The following is an 18,317-nucleotide window of genomic DNA, read 5'->3' as shown; positions in this document are numbered from 1 at the left end:
TGACCTGGGTGAATGCTGTGAGTGACTGTCGGTGAGCGCCCGTGTCAACCCTGGAACGCGCTGGGAAGTGATCTCCCGGCCTCGATATCCTGCGTCGGTGCCCTCCCCCGCCCTTTCCGCGTCACCGCCCACGTCCCCACCCCCATCAGGGCCCGTTCCGGCCCCTTCCGCGACCCCGGCGGGCTTCCTGCGGACGGCGAAGGAGGGGATGGCCGAGCTGACGTGGTCCGGCTCCGCATGGCTCGCGGCGGGTGAGCCCGTCGGGGAGCGCCCGGAGGCCGCCGAGATCGACAGGCTCAGGCCGCTGCTCGGCCTGAACGTCGGCTGGCCGGATCAGGAGGTCCCCACGGGCGCGCTCACCGCGCTCGCCGCCGCCGGAGTCCCGCTGCGCGCCGCCTCCTCGCCCGGCTGGGCCGAGCCCGGCCTGGCCCGCCTGCTGGCGGCCTGGACCCCCGGAGAGCCGGAGGAGAACCCGCCGCCGCACTCGGTGACCGCCCTGCGCAGGGAGGAGCACAGCGTACGGCTGCGCCGCCACGGCCTGTCCCTGCTGGGCGTCCCTCCCCGGGGCACCCCGTCCGTCAGCGTCGTGATGTCCACCATGCGCCCGCACCTGCTCGGCGGGGCGCTCGCCCAGATAGCCGCCCAGCGCCGGGTCGAGACCGAGGTCCTGCTCGGCCTGCACGGCGTCCCGGCCGACCACCCCGAGGTACGGCGCGCGGTCGAGGACAGCGGCCTGCCGGTCAGGGTGACCGAGGCGCCCGCGGCCGTGCCCTTCGGCGAGGTGCTCAACCTGGCGGCGGCCGGAGCGTCGGGAGAGTACGTCGCCAAGTGGGACGACGACGACTGGTACGGTCCCGAGCACCTGGCCGACCTTCTGCTGGCCAGGGCGTACTCGGGCGCCGACATCGTGGGCACCGCCGCCGAGTTCTTCCACCTGGAGCCCCTGGGCGTCACGGTCCGCCGCACCGACTACACCAGTGAGATCTGGTCCGACCACGTCGCGGGCGGCACGATCCTGAGCGGCAGAGACCTGTTCACGCGGACCGGGGGCTTCCCCGCCCTGCCGCGCGGGGTCGACGCGGCCTTCCTGAAGGCCGCACACGCCGAGGGGGCACGGATCTACCGCACCCACGGTCTCGGCTACGTGCTGCGACGCTCGGTGAGCGCCGAGCACACCTGGCGGCTGCCGCTGGCCCACTTCCTGCGTGTCGCGTCGTACCAGTGGTACGGCTTCGCGCCGAGCCTGATCCTGGAGGCCTCGTGATCGCGCGGGTCGTGGGCAACGACTACCGCAGCCTCACCCCGCCGGAGCCGGGGGCCTGGACCCCGTCGCTGCGGGTCAGCGTGGTCGTGCCGGCCTACGGCGGCCAGGACAAGCTCGACCTGGTGCTCGCCGGGCTCGCGGGCCAGACCTACCCCGAGGACCTGACCGAGGTCATCGTGGTCGACAACGGCAGCGACCCGCCGCTGCGCCTGCCCGAGCTGAGGCCCGCGGGCACCCGGCTGGTCGCCTGCCCGGTCCCGGGCAGGGCGCACGCGCGAAACGCCGGGCTGCGGGCCGCGACCGGCGACGTGGTCCACTGGCTCGACTCGGACGTGGTCCTGGACCGGCAGGCCGTCGAGGCGCACATGCGCTGGCACCACGCGGCGCCGTACCTCGTGGTGACGGGGCGGCTGCGTTTCACGCCCGCGCCGCTGCCCACGGCGCGGGAGGTGGCCGAGGCGCCGGACCTGGCCGAGCTGTTCGAGCCCGCCGAGCCGCACGCCTGGCTGGTCGACCTCATCGAACGCACCTCGGGCCTGACCGACGGCCGCAGCCGGGCCTTCAGCCTGCACGTCGGCGGCGCGACCTCGGTCAACGCCGCGTTGCTGGCCGAGGCGGGCCCCATGGACACCGATCTCGTCCTCGGTCAGGACACCGAGATGGGCTACCGGCTCGCCCAGGCGGGCGCGGTCTTCGTGCCCGAGCCGCTGGCCCGCGCCTTCCACCTGGGGCCGACCATGCGGATGCGTGACAAGGCGCCGATCGACCGGGTCAGTCACGCCTTCGTCGCCGACCGGATCCCGGCCTACCGCTGGCTGCGTTCCCACCCGGCGCGGCAGTGGAAGGTGCCCTACCTGGAGGTGGTCGTCGAGAGCGACGGCGACCCCGGCTACGACGAGGTCAGGGCGAGTGTGGACGCCGTGCTCGCGGGCACCGTGCCCGACGTCGCGGTCACCGTCCCCGGCCCCTGGGAGCACGCGGGCGTCGAGGGACGTGCCCCGCTGCGCGACCCCCACCTCGACCTGACGCTGATCCTCGGCCACTACGCGCACGAGGGCCGGGTGCGGTTCACCTCGTCGTCCCCGGGACAGGCGGGACGGCCGGGGGAGTCGTCGTGGGGGGCGGTGCCGTACCGGCTTCGGCTGCCCGCCGGATGGACACCGGGGGAGGACACCCTCGCCAGACTGCTCGACCTGGCGACGGACGGAGGATACGGCCTGGTCAGTGTGCTCCTGGCGGAAGACGCGGAGCGGGGACTCACCGTCGCCAGGCTGGAGCGGACCGCGGCCTTCGCCCGCGCGGCCATCGTGGCCGCCGACGGCGAGCCGCTCGACGACGCGGTCCAGGACACCTTCGGCGTCTTCTGGGCGGACGGGGAGACCTACGGCTTCCTGCGGGAGGCCAGGACCCCGGCCGGGCGCAGGGGGGCCTACCGGGCCAGGGCGGAGGCGCAGGCCGAGATCGCCCGCCTCACCAAGGAGGCCGAGCGGTTGCGCGGCCAGGTGACCCGGTGGCGCGAGGAGGCGGGCCGCTGGCGCAGGAGCGCCGTCGAGCTGCGGCGCGAGGTCGGTACCCTGCGCAAGGAACTGGCCGCGGCCAGGAAGGTCGTCCAGTACGGTCTGCTGTCCTCGGTGAAGCGGGCGATCACCCGTCGCCGTTGACCACTCCGACCCCGCCCAGGAAGTAGGACCCGATCCCCTTGTACGGCACGGTGTCCCCGGGGGCGGGGCGCCACTCGGGCAGGTTGACGATGCCGGGCTCGACCACGTCGAAGCCCTCGAACAGCCGGACGATCTCCTTGCTGGTCCTGGCCACGAACGGTGAGGAGGCCCGGTCGTAGACCTTGGTGACCCCGTCGGCCGCCGCGGGCCTGGCGTCGATGGCGACGTGTGACATGACCAGGTGGCTGCCGGGGGCCATGGCCTCGCGGAACGTCGCGAGGATCCCGCAGGGGTCGTCCTCGTCAGGCACGAAGTGCATGATCGCCAGGAGCAGGACACCGACCGGCCTGTCGAAGTCGATCGCCGCGCGGACGTCCGGGTGCTCCAGGATCTCGCGGGGGCGGCGCATGTCCCCCTCGACGATGGTCACGTTCTCGTTCTTGCCGAGGATCGCCCTGCCGTGGACCAGCACGGTCGGGTCGTTGTCGACGTAGACGACCTTGGCGCCGGGGGCGACCTGGTGGACGTTGTTCTGGGTGGGCAGCCCGGCTCCGAGGTCGAGGAACTGGTCGATGCCCGTCCTGGCGACGAAGTCGACCGTGCGGCGCAGGAAGGCGCGGTTCGACCTGGCGCTGTGCCTGATCTCGGGGACGACCGTCAGGGCCCGTTCCGCCGCCTCCCGGTCAGCGGGAAAGTTGTCCTTGCCGCCCAGATAGTAGTCGTACATGCGTGCAACGTTAGGTATCTGGGTGTTGATGCCTTTTAGTGCCTGATCGGTCACGTGCTGCTCCCCGGTAGAAATATTTCCGGAATTGTCGTGATCATATCGAGCGGTAACGCTGGAGAAGTGATCAGGCGGCTGGCAAGATCGCCGCATGGCCGCCCTTCCCCCGCGCCGTTTCGCCGGGCTTCACCTGTCCGACGGCATCAGCCCAGGCAACCTGGTGGCGTCCATGATCATGGCGTTCGCGGCGACCATGATCATCACATTCCTGCCCGCCGCCCAGCCCCTCCTGCTGCTCGGCGTGCTCGACGGCCAGGGAGCCGACCAGGGCAGGGTGGTCGCCCTGCTGGCCGCCGCCGCCGAGATCGCGATGATCCTCAGCCTCCCCTGGTACGGCGCGCTCGCCGACCGCTTCGGCAGGCGGCCCGTCGTGGTGACCGGGTTCGCGCTGTGCGGCCTGTCCACCCTGCTGTTCCCCTACGCGGGCAACGTGACCATGCTCGTCGCGCTCAGGGTCGTCTTCGCCCTGGGTGTGGCGGCCCTCAACGGGATGCTCGCCACGGTCGCCATCGACTACGTCCGCGACCGCTCACGCGGCAAGTCATACGGACTGATCGGCCTGTTCAGCGGGCTGGGCGCCATGGTGGCCGTCCTCGGCCTGGTCCGCCTGCCCGCGATCATCGAGAGGAACCTCGGCGGGGACGGAGGCAGGGCGGCCACGGTCGACGCGGCCCGCTACTCGTTCCTGATCGTCGCCGTGATCATCCTGGCCGTCGCCGTGCTGATGTGGGTCACCATCTCCAGGATCAGGGTGGACGCCGCCTCGGCGCGCATCCCGCTGGTCCGCCTGGTCAGGGAGGGGTTCGCGCTCGCCCGCGACCCCGGGGTCGCGCTGTCGTACGCGGCCTCCTTCGTGGCCCGCGCCGACCTGTCCATCGTCGCGGCGTTCCTGCCGCTGTGGGTCGTCGTCCACGGCGTCAGGGAGGGCGGCCTGTCCCCCGTCGAGGCCGTGGCCAGAGGCGGAGCCGTGGTCGGTGTCGCGCAGACGGTCGCCACCCTCGGGGCCCCGCTGTTCGGCTGGCTCGGCGACCGGCTGCGCCGCCAGGACGCCGTCCTGGTCGCCCAGGCCCTGGCCGCCGTCGCCTACCTGTCCACGCTGCTGGTCGACGACCCGCTCGGCTCGGGCATGATGGCCGTGGCCGCGCTCATCGGCCTCGGCGAGATCGCCGCCATCGTCAGCGCGGGTCCGCTGCTGGCCCAGCAGGTCCCCCCGGCGGTGCGCGCCTCCGCCTACGGCGTGCAGACGCTCTGCGGCGCCGTGGGCATCCTCGTCATCTCCACGGTCGGCGGGACGCTCTTCAGCTCCTGGCGGCCCGCGGCGCCGTTCGCTGTCGCGGGTGTCGCGGGCCTGCTCGTCGTCGCCTTCGGCCTGGTCGTACGGCGGCGCGTCGTTCCCCGCCCGCAGCAGGAGCAGGGCGAGACCTCCGCCGTCAGGCCCGCAGTTCCCTGAAGGCCGCCCCCAGCCTGGAACGCAGGGACCGGGTCGCCCTGGAGGCGGAGGACTGGTTCGCGCAGGGCTTGGCGGTCTTGGCCGGGGCCGGCCTGGGTGCCTGACGCCGGGGAGCGGGCCAGAACTCCGCCTTCGTGCCGTGCCGTACCCCGTGGGTGGCCTTGATCGAGGTGACGACGTCGTCCGCGCCGAGCAGCCTGGCCCTGCCCAGCGCCTCCGCCCGTTCCAGCGTCGCCGACCCGTCCTCACCGAGATCGACGACGAGCATGCCCGACCGGTCCTCCTGGACCGCGGCGATCATCCGCTCCAGCGTCTCCCTGCCGAGCGGGACCGAGACCGGCCCCGTGTAGCGGAACGGCGTCGGCCCCGGCGTCGGGACGACCTCGTCGGCCAGCCTGATCCGCTCGTCGTGGGCGAAGTGCTCCCGCATCACGCGCAGCTCGAACGACGGGTCGCCGAGCACCGAGTGCCGTCCGGGCGACAGACGCGACCAGGGCGCGACCAGGGTGACCCGGACGTCGGAGACCGAACCCTCAAGCGCGGCGCTCACCGCGGCCCGCACCTGCCTCTCGTCCCCGTCGACATGGAGGACCACCTCCACGTACGGCACCAGCCACCGTCTGCCCCCGTCCTTGCGCAGGTCGCGGCGGAGCGGAACCCGGTGGGCCAGGTAGGGGGCGACGGCCCTGACCGTCCGGTCCCGGTCGACCCGCTGCGCGGGAAGCCCCAGGTGCGCGGCCCTGGCCGCCATGTCCGGGACGAAGACCACCCCGTGGGTGGCCAGCCGGTAGGCGAACTCGGTGTCCTCACCCCTGAGCACGCCGGGATCGACCCCGCCCACGGCGTGGAAGGTCTCCCGCCGCATCGAGACCGTCGGCCCCGTGCACACGTGGTAGGGGTTGCGGCTGCTGCGCAGGCCGTCGGTCCGGGAGATCGTCTGCTCCGTCGAACTGGCCAGCGCGTTCGACAGGTCGAGGACCTCGCCGAGGGAGCCGGCGCGCGCGTGCTCGTAGAGCTCCTCGGGGGAGAGGTCCGGGGGCGGCTCCTCGACGAACCTCTTGGCGCCGATGGTGACCAGGTAGTCGCTCAGGTGGTGCCAGCGGGCCAGCGCCTCGATGTGCTCGGGCCAGACGACCATGTCGGCGTCGAGCCGCTGGATGATCCGCCCCTCGGCCACGGCGGCACCGGTGTTGAGCGCGTGCGCGATGCCCCAGCCGTCCGAGGCGGAGGGAACGATCCTGGCGCCCTCGGGGGCGATGTCCGGCAGGCGCAGCGGTGGATCGCTGCCGTCGTCGACCACGATCACCTCCATGAGGTGACCGGGATAGGTCTGCGCGGCCAGGGAGGCGAGGGTGAGGTCGAGCGCGTGCTGCCCGCCGTACGCGGGGACGACCACGCTGACCGACAGGGAGGGAGCCCAGTCGCCCAGCGGCGGCGGATCGAGAGGGGAGTAGTCGTTGTGCCGGATCGGGGGCCGTCTGGTCGCCACTCCGCCCGCCATGTTCCGCCGCTCCTTGTCTGCGTTCCCGCTTCTCAGGACCCGATGACACTACCCACGCTTCCTGAGCGTTTCCTGGGGAGACGCTTGAGGTGTCCAGTTGGTGGACGGCAGATCCCGGTTCAGATCCCATTACCCGTAGACTTGCTGCCTAACACCGCAGGTAGAACGCGCGTGCTGGGAACGCGCGGGAGGAGCAATGATGAGCAGGGCGTGGCGTGGCCTCATCGAGGAGTACCGTGACCGACTTCCGGTGACCACGGCGACGCCCGTCGTCACGCTGCTGGAGGGCGGCACACCGCTCGTTCCGGCACACCGGGTCTCGGCGCTGACCGGCTGCGACGTCTACCTCAAGGTCGAGGGGGCCAACCCGACCGGCAGCTTCAAGGACCGTGGCATGACCATGGCCATCAGCAAGGCCGTCGAGGAGGGCGCGAAGGCCGTCATCTGCGCCTCGACGGGCAACACCAGCGCCTCGGCCGCCGCCTACGCCGTCCGCGCGGGCCTGACCTGCGCCGTGCTCGTGCCCCGCGGCAAGATCGCGATGGGCAAGCTGGCGCAGGCGCTCGTCCACGGGGCCAAGCTGATCCAGGTCGAGGGCTCCTTCGACGACTGTCTCGACATGACCAGGAAGCTCTCCGAGAGCTACCCGATCGCGCTGGTCAACTCGGTCAACCCGTTCCGGCTCCAGGGCCAGAAGACCGCCGCCTTCGAGATCGTGGACGCCCTCGGCGACGCCCCGGACATCCACTGCATCCCCGTGGGCAACGCGGGCAACATCTCGGCCTACTGGATGGGCTACACCGAGTACGCCAAGGACGGCGTCGCGACCAGGAGCCCGCGCATGTTCGGCTTCCAGGCCAGCGGCTCCGCGCCGATCGTCAACGGCGCCCCGGTGCCCCACCCGCACACGATCGCCACCGCGATCCGCATCGGCAACCCCGCCTCCTGGCAGCTGGCCGAAGCGGCCCGTGACGACTCGGGCGGCGTCATCCAGGCCGTGACCGACCGTCAGATCGCCGCCGCCTACAAGCTGCTGGCCCAGGAGGAGGGCGTCTTCGTCGAGCTGGCCTCCGCCGCCAGCGTCGCGGGCCTGCTGCAGGCCCACTCCCAGGGCCTGGTCGACCCCGGCCAGCGGATCGTCTGCACGGTCACCGGCAACGGCCTCAAGGACCCCGACTGGGCGATCTCCGGGGCGCCGACCCCGCTGACGATCTCGGTCGACGCCCACGCCGCGGCCCAGGCGCTGGAACTCGCCTGAACCGTCCGTCCGCAGGGCACCTCCCCGACCCGCGTGCCGCGGCGGCCCCGCCGCCGCGGCTCTTCGCGCGCACTCCCGAAGCATCAGGCAGACCGTCCCGCGTCAGGCGGACAGCAGGCAGATAGGAGGAGGGGCCTTCCACGCCCATGGCCACGCCAGGGGCTCGTGCCCCAGATTCTCGATGACCGAACGCACCAAGGTCACCGTCCGGGTCCCGGCGACATCGGCCAACCTCGGGCCCGGGTTCGACACCCTGGGACTCGCCCTCGGCCTCTACGACGAGGTCGAGGCGAGCCTGTTCACCCCGGACGGTTCCCATACCGGGACGGTGGAGATCGCCGTCTCGGGAGAGGGCGCCGGCGAGCTGGACCAGGGTGAGGGGCACCTCATCGTCAGGACGATGCGCACGACCTTCGAGCGGATGGGCCTGCCGCAGCCACACGGCATCCGGCTGAACTGTCTCAACCGCATTCCGCACGCCCGGGGCCTGGGCTCCTCCTCCGCGGCGATCTGCGCGGGCGTCCTGGCCGCCAGGGCGCTCGCGGGCACGTCCTCGCTCGGCGACGACGACGTCTTCGCCCTGGCCACCGAGATCGAGGGACACCCCGACAATGTGGCCCCCTGCCTGGCGGGCGGCCTGACCGTCGCCTGGACGGACCGGTCGAACACGCCGCATATGCTGAAACTGGTTCCGCACGCCGACATCCGGCCCGTGGCCATCGTTCCCCGCCAACGCCTCTCGACGGAGGTCGCGCGGGGACTCCTCCCCGAGAGCGTGCCGCACGCGGACGCGTCCGCGAACGCGGGGCGGGCCGCGCTTCTCGTGGCGGCGCTGACCGTCAGGCCCGAGCGGGAGCTGCTGCTCGCCGCGACCGAGGACCGGCTGCACCAGGACTACCGCGCGCCTGCGATGCCACGTACGGCGGATCTGGTACAACGTCTGCGCGGCATCGGGGTCCCCGCCGTGGTCTCGGGAGCGGGTCCCACAATTCTTGCGTTTTCCACAGTGGATACGCAGGATTTGATCGCACCGGAAGTGGGTACGGATTGGCTCATCCAGCCACTGGATGTCGAAACCCGCGGTGCCCGTGTTGTCTCTCCCGAGACACGCTGATACCTCTTCGACCTTCAGGGAATAGCTGTGTGCGCTGGTGATGTTAGGCTGGTAGCCGCACCAGGTGCCCCCTTGTTGGGTGCGTGCTTGTCAGCCACACATCGCTGTCTCATTTCCCACACCGTGGGGCATGAGGGCCGCAGTGGCCTCCCCGAATCCGTCGCCTCCGAATGCTCCACATTCGGTTGGGGCAACGAGAGGCGGCGTTTGAGGGGACATGCGCGTTCGAACTACCTCGACATCTGGTTGCCGGTAGCAATCCGGGGGGTGTCCTCCAAGCCCCACCGTCGGCGAATCTCGATGGTGACGGCATGGATGTGCCCTTCCCCGACAGTGGCGGCGGTCCCCAAGGGCCGTCGAGGATCGCGACGTGCAACCCGACCCGGTCTGTCCCACCGGGTCGATCGCACCACCGGGACGATTGGCTGATCATGGCCACGCCCGACCCCTGGGAAGGACCCATTAGTGAGCGACACCACCGAACTCCTCTCCGACGCCGCCGGCGCATCGCCGACGGCCGGCGACACCCCCACCCGCGCCGCGGCCAAGCCGCGCCGTCGCTCCGGCACCGGCCTGTCCGCCATGGTGCTGCCTGAGCTGCAGGCCATCGCGTCCGGCCTTGGCATCAGCGGGACCGGGCGGATGCGCAAGAGCCAACTCATCGCGGCGATCCAGGAGAAGCAGGGCGTAGCCACAGAGAGCGCCCCGGCTCCCGTCGCGGCCAAGGAGGCCTCTGCGGCTCCCGCTCCCGCCGCCGCTGCGGCCCCCGTGGCCGAGCCGGTCGCCGAGCGTCCGGCCCGCAGCCGGAGGGAACGTTCCCGCGCCGCCGCCCCGGTGGCCGCGGAGCCGGTCGCCGAGCAGGCGCAGCCCGCTCCCGTCGTCCAGCAGGCCCCCGCTCCCGTCGCCGCCGAGCCCGTCGCGGCTCCCGTCGTTGAGCAGCAGGCCGAGCCGGTTCAGGCGGAGACGCGTCCCGAGCGCGGCGAGAGCCGCCGTGAGCGCGGCGACCGCCGCCGCAACGGCGACCGCGGTGAGCGCGGCGAGCGCGGCAACGACAGGCGTGAGCGCGGCGAGGGCCGTCCCGACCAGCGCGCCGCCGACGCGGGCCAGAGCCGCGGGGAGCGGTCGAACGACCGCAACGACCGCGGTAACGACCGGGGCGAGCGGTCGAACGACCGCGGTGACCGCAACGACAGGAACCAGCAGAACCGCGGCCCGCAGGACCGCAACGACCAGCACGGCGTGGGCGACGACGACGACCGTCGCGGGCGTCGCGGCCGGTTCAGGGAGCGCAACCGCCGTGGGCGCGACCGCTTCGACGGCAACGAGCCCGTGGTCGGTGACGACGACGTCCTGATCCCGATCGCCGGCATCCTGGACATCCTCGACAACTACGCCTTCGTGCGGACCAGCGGCTACCTGCCGGGCGCCAACGACGTCTACGTCTCACTCGCCCAGATCCGCCGCAACGGCCTGCGCAAGGGTGACGTCATCACCGGCGCGGTGCGTCAGCCCCGCGACGGCGAGCGCCGCGAGAAGTTCAACGCCCTCGTCCGCCTCGACACCGTCAACGGCATGGACCCGGAGCAGGCGCGGCAGCGGCCCGACTTCAACAAGCTCATCCCGCTCTACCCGCAGGAGCGGCTGCGCCTGGAGACCGAGCCGAACATCCTGACCACCAGGATCATCGACCTGGTCGCCCCGATCGGCAAGGGCCAGCGCGGTCTCATCGTCTCCCCGCCCAAAGCGGGCAAGACCATGGTCCTGCAGGCCATCGCCAACGCGATCACCAGGAACAACCCCGAGTGCCACCTGATGGTCGTCCTGGTCGACGAGCGTCCCGAAGAGGTCACCGACATGCAGCGGTCGGTGAAGGGCGAGGTCATCCACTCGACCTTCGACCGTCCCGCTGAGGACCACACCACGGTCGCCGAACTCGCCATCGAGCGGGCCAAGCGCCTGGTCGAGCTGGGTCACGACGTGGTCGTGCTCCTCGACTCCATCACCCGCCTCGGCCGCGCCTACAACCTGGCGGCCCCGGCCTCGGGACGCATCCTGTCCGGTGGTGTCGACTCGACCGCGCTCTACCCGCCGAAGCGCTTCTTCGGTGCCGCCCGCAACATCGAGAACGGCGGCTCGCTGACGATCCTCGCCACGGCGCTGGTCGAGACCGGCTCCAAGATGGACGAGGTCATCTTCGAGGAGTTCAAGGGCACAGGAAACCTGGAGCTCAAGCTCAACCGTCAGCTCGCGGACAAGCGCATCTTCCCCGCGGTTGACGTCGACGCGTCCGGCACCCGCAAGGAGGAGATCCTCCTGGGCAAGGACGAGCTCCAGATCATCTGGAAGCTGCGGCGTGTGCTGCACGCGCTGGACATGCAGCAGGCTCTGGAGCTTCTCCTGGAGAAGATGAAGGAGACCAAGTCCAACGCGGAGTTCCTCCTCCAGGTCAGGACGACGACCGTCAGCTCCGATCGCGACTGACCCACCCGTCCCGTACGGTGAACGCCCCGGCCCTCACGGCCGGGGCGTTCGCCGTTGTCCGGCCCTTGTGAGATCCGCCTCCCCGGGATATCCATACCTCGGGAGGACCCGTCGAGGGCACTTACAGGGCACAGCGGACAGGGCGTGGGGAGGCGCGCATGACGGCTGGGACGGCGCCCGTGGCGCGGACACCGCTGAGACTGCGCGTCCCACTGGGTCCCAACGGTCCACTGGGCATGTTCGTCGACCCGATGACCTGGCGGGCGTTGCCGTACCTCCTGGGGAGCGTGTTCCACGGCCTGGTCTGTTTCGCCGTGCTGGTCTCGGTGATCCCGTTCTCGCTGACCCTGGCGGTCGCCTGGGTGGGGGCGCCGCTGCTCGCTCTGACCATGGTGGCCTGGCGTGGCGCGGCGATGCTCGAACGCCGTCTCGTCGGGCTGGCCTTCGGCGTCAGGATCCCCGACCCCTACCGGCCGGGTGGGGGCGGCAACCCGCTGCTGCGCTGCGGAGGGGCGCTCGCCGACCCCGCGACCTGGAAGGACCTGCTGTACCTGCTGCTGTTACCGCTGGTCGGCCTGGTGGAGTTCGTCGTCTCGGCCGCCCTGTGGGCCGTCGCGCTCGCCCTGCTCGTCACGCCGCCACTGGTGCTGTCCGGGGTGACGGAGGTGCGGATCGTCGGCGAGCTGACGGTCGACGGCCCGGCCGGGGCGCTGGCGTGTGTCCCGGCGGGGCTCGGGGTGCTCGTCGCGGCGCTGTACGCGACGCGGGGGATGGCATGGCTGCACGGGCAGCTGGCCCTGGCGCTGCTCGGCCCGGGGGAGAAGATCGCCGGATCGGCCCGGCTGCGCGCCAGCAGGGCGCGCGGGGCGGACGCGGCCGAGGCCGAACGGCGCAGGATCGAGCGTGACCTGCACGACGGCGCCCAGCAGCGGCTGCTGTCGGTGGCCATGGATCTGGGGCGCGCCCAGGTCAAACTGGACAGTGACCCGGAGACCGCCAGGCGGCTGCTCGCCCAGGCCCACGAGGGGGCCAAGGCCGCAATCACCGAACTGCGCGATCTGGCGCGGGGCATCCACCCGGCGATCCTCACCGACCGGGGCCTCGACGCCGCCCTGTCCGCGCTGGCGGCCAGGGCACCCGTGCGGGTCGCCGTTTCGGTGGAACTGGCCGAACGGCCTCCGGTGGCCGTGGAGAGCGTCGCCTACTTCGTGGTGGCCGAGGCGCTGACCAACATGGCCAAGCATTCGGGGGCGACCGAGGCCTCGGTCCGGGTCGGCCTGCGCGACCGGCGGGTGTCCGTCGAGGTCCGCGACAACGGTTCCGGCGGCGCGCTCGCCCGTCCGGGAGGAGGGCTGGCGGGCCTGGCGGACCGGGCGGCGACCGTTGACGGCGTCCTTGGGGTGGACAGCCCACCGGGCGGCCCTACCGTGATCCGCGCCGAACTCCCCTGTGACTGGTGAACACTTGGACCATGCGCGTGGTGATCGCCGAGGACTCCGTGTTGCTCCGGGAGGGCCTGGCCAGGCTCCTCGATGACGGCGGGATCGAGACCGTCGCGGCGGTCGGCGACGGCCCGTCGCTGGTGGCCGCGGTCGCCGAGCACGATCCCGACCTGGCGATCGTGGACGTGCGGATGCCGCCGACCCATCGGGACGAGGGACTGCGTGCGGCCCTCCAAGCCCGTGCGCTGAAGCCGGCCCTGCCGGTCCTGGTGCTGTCGCAGTACGTCGAGGAGCGTTACGCGGCCGAACTGGCCGGTGGGGGAGCCGCACCGTTCGGCTACCTGCTCAAGGAGCGGGTAGCGGATGTGACCGACTTCCTCGACGCCGTGCGCCGGGTCGCGGCAGGAGGGACGGTCCTCGACCCCGAGGTGATCGACCGGCTCCTCGACCGCCACCACACGGGCGGCCCGCTGGGCTCCCTGAGCGGGCGGGAGCGCGAGGTGCTGGCCCTGATGGCGCAGGGCCGCTCGAACTCGGCGATAGCCGTCCGGCTGGCGGTCACGGCGGGGGCCGTCGAGAAGCACGTCTCCGGCATCTTCGCCAAGCTCGGCCTCGACCCCGCCCCCGGCGACCACCGCAGGGTGCTGGCCGTACTGGCGTATCTGGGGTTGTGAGGTGCTCCCGGCCGGGAACGGCGAAGCGCCCGGCGGTCCGTGCCGCCGGGCGCTCCCGGTCCTCGTCGGCCGGTCAGTCCTCTGTACGGCTTGCGCCCGGGGTTGGGGACGCGAGCGGTACAGGTGACGTGGGGCTCGTGGTCAGCGGACGTCCACGAACTCGTAACCGGAGGTCGACCCGGAGGTGGTGCTGTTGCCGGTGACCACGGCGCGCCAGTAGGCGTCGGCCTTGGGCTTGACGACCTTGCTGTACTTACCGCTGCGGTTGGCCTTGGCGATGGCGAAGAACACCCACTTGGTGGAGCCCTTCTTGCGGTAGTAGAGCTCGACGCCCTTGCCGGAGTAGGCCGAGCTGCCCCGGTAGGCGGCGCCGTAGAAGCGGACCGTCTTGCCCTTGCGGACCTTGTTCGCGTTGACGTCGAAGGAGACCTTGGTCTTGGCCTTCTTCTTCTTGGCCTTCTTGAGCTGGACGGTGAAGACGTCGGCCCGCTCGTACTTGATGCTCTCGTTGCCGCGCGTGACGGTCACGTCGAGGGTCCAGGAGCCGGTGTTGAAGTCGCTGTCGAACCAGGTGTCCTGGTACCACGAGTTGGCGGAGTTGCCCTTGTCGAGGTTGAGGTCGACGGAGTCGTTGCCGTCGTTGCTGTAGAGGTGGGCCGAGACCGAGGTGGCGCCGCCGAGGACGGTGGCCTTGACGGCGACCTTGGTGTCGTCGTTCGTGGTGACGACGACCGGGTCGGTCACCGAGGCACCCGCGAGCTTGAGCTGCGGGCCGACCGCGATCTCCTCGACACACGGCTGCGCGCTACCGCGGACGGGGTTGAGCTTGAGCAGCCACTTGCCGTCCTTGTCGTCCTTGGTGACGGTGAACTTACCGGTCACCTTGGCCTCGCCGAGGGTGGCCGACTGCTCGTTGTCCGCGGTGATGGTGGGAGTGGCGGGAAGGTCGAGCTCAACCTTCGCGCCGGTGGTCGCCCCGGTCTTGACGATCTCCCCGCCGAGGGCGGTGATGTCCCGTACAGCCTTGTTGTCCTGGTCCTTCGCCCACTTCCCGTCGGCGCCCTTCTTGAAGGGGTTCTTGAGGGTGGCCGTGACGGTGACGTCGTTGTTGTCCTTGAGGGGGACGAACGCCTCGGTCCACTCCACCTTGGAGAACTCGGCGGAGCCGGAGCAGCGGGTGTCCGCGCGGGCGCTGGACTGGGCGGACTGGGAGGCGAGGGCTGCGACCGTACCGTTGGCGAAGACGGCTGCCCCCGTCGCGGTGGCCAGAAGCAACCGCATTCCGTTCCTCATCTTTGGGCCCCCAACTTGGGTGAAGATAGTGATAAAAGTTACGGTTTGGACACCGGAGCCTAGTGGTACGAATGGGACCCGTCCATACGAACCCGATCATGGTCTCCGGGAATGTCCCGTGGCCTGGGATGGTTGGAGCATCTGGCACACTGGTAGCCGAACCGCAGCGGTTCCGGTTCCCGCCCGCGCGCACCTCGGTGTGCTACAGCGCGTAAGCCTCGAACAGGCGAAAGACAGTGGCGACCCGGCGACCGCGCATTGGAGAGGAACCGAAGGACATGAAGCCCGACATTCACCCGGAGTACGTCACCACCGAGGTGACCTGCACCTGTGGTAACACCTTCACCACCCGCAGCACCGCGAAGTCCGGCGTGATCCACGCCGACGTGTGCTCCGCCTGCCACCCGTTCTACACGGGCAAGCAGAAGATCCTGGACACCGGCGGCCGGGTGGCGCGCTTCGAGAAGCGCTTCGGCAAGAAGACCACGGGCCAGTAGCTCTCATCCCGACGCCGGCCCGGAACGCTCCTCGCCCGCGAGGAGTACCCCGGGTCGGCGTTCGTGGTGATGAGGCAGGTTTCGTCAGGACTTCGAGGAGGACGCACGGTGAATCTCGACGAGCTGCTCAGTGAGTACGCCGAGCTGGAACTCAAGCTCGCCGATCCCACCGTGCACGCCAACCCCACGCAGGCGCGTACGTTCGGCAGGCGCTACGCCGAGCTGACTCCCATCATCAACACCTACCGTGAGCTCCAGGGGGTCCACAACGACCTGGAGACCGCCAGGGAGCTGGCCTCGGAGGACGAGGCGTTCGCCGAGGAGGCCAAGGAGCTTGAGGCCCGTGCCCCCGAGCTTGAGGAGAAGCTCAGGCACCTGCTGATCCCGCGTGATCCCAACGATGACAAGGACATCATCATGGAGATCAAGGCGGGCGAGGGCGGTGAGGAGTCGGCGCTGTTCGCCGGAGACCTCCTGCGGATGTACCTCAGGTACGCGGAGCGGGTCGGCTGGAAGACCGAGCTGATCGACGCCACCCATTCCGACCTGGGCGGATACAAGGACGTCACCGTGGCGGTCAAGGCCAGGGGCGACGACGGCGTGTGGTCGAAGCTGAAGTTCGAGGGCGGTGTGCACCGGGTCCAGCGGGTGCCGGTGACCGAGTCGCAGGGGCGCATCCACACCAGCGCCGCGGGCGTCCTCGTCTACCCGGAGGCCGAGGAGGTCGACGTGCAGGTCGACCCGAACGACCTCAGGATCGACGTCTACCGTTCCAGCGGCCCCGGCGGCCAGAGCGTCAACACCACCGACTCCGCCGTACGGATCACGCACATCCCGACCGGTGTGGTCGCCTCCTGCCAGAACGAGAAGAGCCAGCTGCAGAACAAGGAGTCGGCCATGCGCATCCTGCGTGCCCGTCTCCAGGCCATCGCGGAGGAGGAGGCCAACGCCGCCGCCATGGCCGAGCGCAAGTCCCAGATCCGTACCGTCGACCGCTCCGAGCGCATCCGCACCTACAACTTCCCCGAGAACCGCATCTCCGATCACCGCGTCGGTTTCAAGGCTTACAACCTCGACCAGGTGCTGGACGGCGACCTCACGGCTGTGATTCAGTCCCTGCTCGACGCCGAGATGGCGGAGAAGCTCGCAGACCACTCATAGAACGCGCCCATGACCTTTCTGCTGGACGAGATCGCCCTCGCCACCGCCCGGCTCGCCGAGGCAGGTGTGCCGTCGCCACGCACGGACGCCGAGGAGATCGCCGCCTTTGTCCACGGAGTACGGCGCAGCGAGCTGCACAACGTGACCGACGCGGATTTCGACGCGCTGTTCTGGGAGGGCATCGCCCGGCGTGAGGCCCGCGAGCCGCTCCAGCACATCACCGGCCGCGCCTACTTCCGCTACCTGTCCCTTGAAGTGGGGCCCGGGGTGTTCGTCCCGCGTCCGGAGACCGAAGTCGTCGCGGGATGGGCGATCGAGCGCCTGCGGGAGATGGACGTCGCCTCGCCGGTGGTCGTCGACCTCGGCACGGGCTCCGGCGCCATCGCGCTGTCCATCGCGCAGGAGATCGCGCTGGCCATCGTGCACGCCGTCGAGGTCGATCCCGACGCCTACCGCTGGGCCAAGCGCAACATCCTCGAACACGGCCAGGGCCGGGTCCACCTGCACCCCGAAGACCTGGCCGACGCGCTGCCCGAACTCAACGGGCAGGTCGACCTGGTCATCTCCAACCCGCCGTACATTCCGCCGGGTGCGATCCCCAGGGATCCCGAGGTGCGTGACTACGACCCGCGCCGCGCGCTGTACGGCTCGGGCAGCGACGGCCTCGACGAGGTCAGGGCCGTCGAGCGGACCGCGAGGCGGCTGCTGCGTCCCGGCGGGTTCGTCGCCGTCGAGCACGCCGACGAGCAGGGAACCGCGGTATATCTGCTCTTCCCCGAAGACAACGGCTGGCGTGATGTGCGTAGCCGCCAAGACCTGACCCGCAGGGACCGCTTCGTTACCGCCCGTTTCGGCCAAGAATAGGCAAGAATAGGATGGTTTGCCGTGAGTCGACGTTATGACTGCTCAGACCCTGATCAGCGGGCTATGGGGCTGGCCGACGCGGTAATAGCCATCCCGAAGTACGAGCTCATAGTCTTCCCGACCGACACCGTCTACGGGGTCGGGGTTGACGCCTTCATCCCGCCGGCCGTCACGAAGCTGCTGGAGGCGAAGGGGCGCGGGCGCGACATGCCCCCGCCGGTGCTGGTCGGAACCGTGCGCGCGGCCACGGCCCTGGTGGACAGTCTCGGCCCGTACGGCCAGGACCTCATCGACGCCTTCTGGCCCGGCCCGCTCACGCTGATCTGCCGCGCCAACCGGTCCCTTTCCTGGGACCTGGGCGACACCAAGGGCACCGTGGCCATCAGGATGCCGCAGCACCCCCTGGCCCTCGAACTCCTCAAGCAGACCGGTCCGCTCGCGGTCTCCAGCGCCAACCGCTCCGGAGCCCCCGCGGCGACCACGGCCGCCGAGGCCGAGGCGCAGCTGGGCGACTCCGTCGGGGTCTACCTCGACGGCGGCCCGACCGAGGACAACATCCCCTCCACGATCCTCGACCTGACCACGGCGGTGCCCAGGCTGCTGCGCAGGGGCGCCATCCCGGTGGGACGGCTGCGCGGCGTGGTCGGCTACGTGGCCACGGACGGGGACCCTGAGCCGGACTCCGAGCCGGACGCGGCACCGAAGCCGGAGGTCAAGCCAGACCCGGCGCCGGAGGCGAAGCCCGAAGCCGGGGCCGAGGCGAAGCCGGAGGCCGGTGTGAAGCCGGATTCCCGCGACTGAACGGTGGATCCGCGCTCCATATCGTGATCCATACAGTCTGATTATGATCGTGACGCCGGGCTGCCCCGCCGG

15 protein-coding genes are annotated in these 18,317 nt (G+C 70.9%); 12 read left to right on the top strand and 3 right to left on the bottom strand.

The window, feature by feature from the left end; genetic code table 11:
- The first annotated feature begins 208 nt into the window (after nt 1–208).
- Nucleotides 209–1,264 carry a glycosyltransferase gene (locus tag ACIBVQ_RS06565; RefSeq protein WP_399176044.1) on the top strand — a complete coding sequence of 352 codons (1,056 nt, stop codon included), beginning with the start codon at nt 209–211 and terminating at the stop codon, nt 1,262–1,264.
- A complete protein-coding gene (locus ACIBVQ_RS06560; RefSeq protein WP_399176042.1) occupies nt 1,261–2,925 on the top strand; it encodes a glycosyltransferase in 1,665 nt (554 codons plus the stop codon). Before ACIBVQ_RS06565 ends, ACIBVQ_RS06560 begins: the two co-directional genes overlap by 4 nt.
- Here ACIBVQ_RS06560 and ACIBVQ_RS06555 read toward each other — a convergent pair.
- Complete coding sequence (locus tag ACIBVQ_RS06555; protein ID WP_362909868.1) at nt 2,909–3,706, bottom strand: SAM-dependent methyltransferase; 798 nt, start codon at nt 3,704–3,706, stop codon at nt 2,909–2,911. The two genes, ACIBVQ_RS06560 and ACIBVQ_RS06555, sit on opposite strands and share 17 nt — an antisense overlap.
- Before the next feature lie 94 nt (nt 3,707–3,800).
- Between ACIBVQ_RS06555 and ACIBVQ_RS06550 the strand changes: the two genes are divergently transcribed.
- Complete coding sequence (locus tag ACIBVQ_RS06550) at nt 3,801–5,159, top strand: MFS transporter (protein WP_399176039.1); 1,359 nt, start codon at nt 3,801–3,803, stop codon at nt 5,157–5,159.
- Here the strand turns inward: ACIBVQ_RS06550 and ACIBVQ_RS06545 are convergent.
- Nucleotides 5,140–6,660 (bottom strand): glycosyltransferase, encoded by a 1,521-nt coding sequence (locus tag ACIBVQ_RS06545; RefSeq protein WP_399176037.1) that lies wholly within the window; start codon nt 6,658–6,660, stop codon nt 5,140–5,142. The two genes, ACIBVQ_RS06550 and ACIBVQ_RS06545, sit on opposite strands and share 20 nt — an antisense overlap.
- 199 nt (nt 6,661–6,859) lie before the next feature.
- Here ACIBVQ_RS06545 and thrC point away from each other — a divergent pair, with 199 nt between their 5' ends.
- The 5 genes from thrC to ACIBVQ_RS06520 all read left to right on the top strand — a co-directional run bounded on the left by thrC (nt 6,860) and on the right by ACIBVQ_RS06520 (nt 13,629).
- On the top strand, nt 6,860–7,918 hold the full coding sequence (gene thrC / locus ACIBVQ_RS06540; protein ID WP_352010164.1) for a threonine synthase: 1,059 nt from the start codon (nt 6,860–6,862) through the stop codon (nt 7,916–7,918).
- A gap of 181 nt (nt 7,919–8,099) precedes the next feature.
- Nucleotides 8,100–9,032 (top strand): homoserine kinase, encoded by a 933-nt coding sequence (thrB, locus tag ACIBVQ_RS06535; protein ID WP_352009669.1) that lies wholly within the window; start codon nt 8,100–8,102, stop codon nt 9,030–9,032.
- Nucleotides 9,033–9,497: 465 nt separating this feature from the next.
- On the top strand, nt 9,498–11,513 hold the full coding sequence (gene rho, locus ACIBVQ_RS06530; RefSeq protein WP_362777108.1) for a transcription termination factor Rho: 2,016 nt from the start codon (nt 9,498–9,500) through the stop codon (nt 11,511–11,513).
- Nucleotides 11,514–11,671: 158 nt separating this feature from the next.
- Nucleotides 11,672–12,973, top strand: coding sequence for a sensor histidine kinase (locus ACIBVQ_RS06525; RefSeq protein ID WP_399176034.1), 1,302 nt, complete (start codon nt 11,672–11,674; stop codon nt 12,971–12,973).
- Nucleotides 12,974–12,984: 11 nt separating this feature from the next.
- Nucleotides 12,985–13,629, top strand: coding sequence for a response regulator transcription factor (locus tag ACIBVQ_RS06520; RefSeq protein ID WP_386193030.1), 645 nt, complete (start codon nt 12,985–12,987; stop codon nt 13,627–13,629).
- Nucleotides 13,630–13,770: 141 nt separating this feature from the next.
- Here ACIBVQ_RS06520 and ACIBVQ_RS06515 read toward each other — a convergent pair whose 3' ends face one another.
- Nucleotides 13,771–14,910, bottom strand: a complete 1,140-nt coding sequence (locus ACIBVQ_RS06515; protein ID WP_399176032.1) for a hypothetical protein — start codon at nt 14,908–14,910, stop codon at nt 13,771–13,773.
- A gap of 290 nt (nt 14,911–15,200) precedes the next feature.
- On the opposite strand from ACIBVQ_RS06515, the gene rpmE reads away from it, so the two are divergent.
- From rpmE to ACIBVQ_RS06495, 4 genes are all read left to right on the top strand, one after another.
- A complete protein-coding gene (rpmE, locus tag ACIBVQ_RS06510) occupies nt 15,201–15,419 on the top strand; it encodes a 50S ribosomal protein L31 (RefSeq protein WP_352009665.1) in 219 nt (72 codons plus the stop codon).
- 108 nt (nt 15,420–15,527) lie between these two features.
- On the top strand, nt 15,528–16,580 hold the full coding sequence (gene prfA, locus ACIBVQ_RS06505; protein ID WP_399176030.1) for a peptide chain release factor 1: 1,053 nt from the start codon (nt 15,528–15,530) through the stop codon (nt 16,578–16,580).
- A 9-nt stretch (nt 16,581–16,589) separates the two neighbouring features.
- Nucleotides 16,590–17,444: a peptide chain release factor N(5)-glutamine methyltransferase gene (gene prmC / locus ACIBVQ_RS06500; protein WP_352009663.1), complete on the top strand. Its 855-nt coding sequence runs from the start codon at nt 16,590–16,592 to the stop codon at nt 17,442–17,444.
- Nucleotides 17,445–17,465: 21 nt separating this feature from the next.
- Nucleotides 17,466–18,245: an L-threonylcarbamoyladenylate synthase gene (locus tag ACIBVQ_RS06495; RefSeq protein WP_362909858.1), complete on the top strand. Its 780-nt coding sequence runs from the start codon at nt 17,466–17,468 to the stop codon at nt 18,243–18,245.
- Nucleotides 18,246–18,317: the final 72 nt, after the last annotated feature.

Source organism: Streptosporangium sp. NPDC049376, from assembly GCF_044466505.1.
GTDB lineage: Bacteria > Actinomycetota > Actinomycetes > Streptosporangiales > Streptosporangiaceae > Streptosporangium.
Note: the sequence above shows the minus strand (reverse complement) of the source record. Positions and strands in the feature narration are given on the sequence as shown.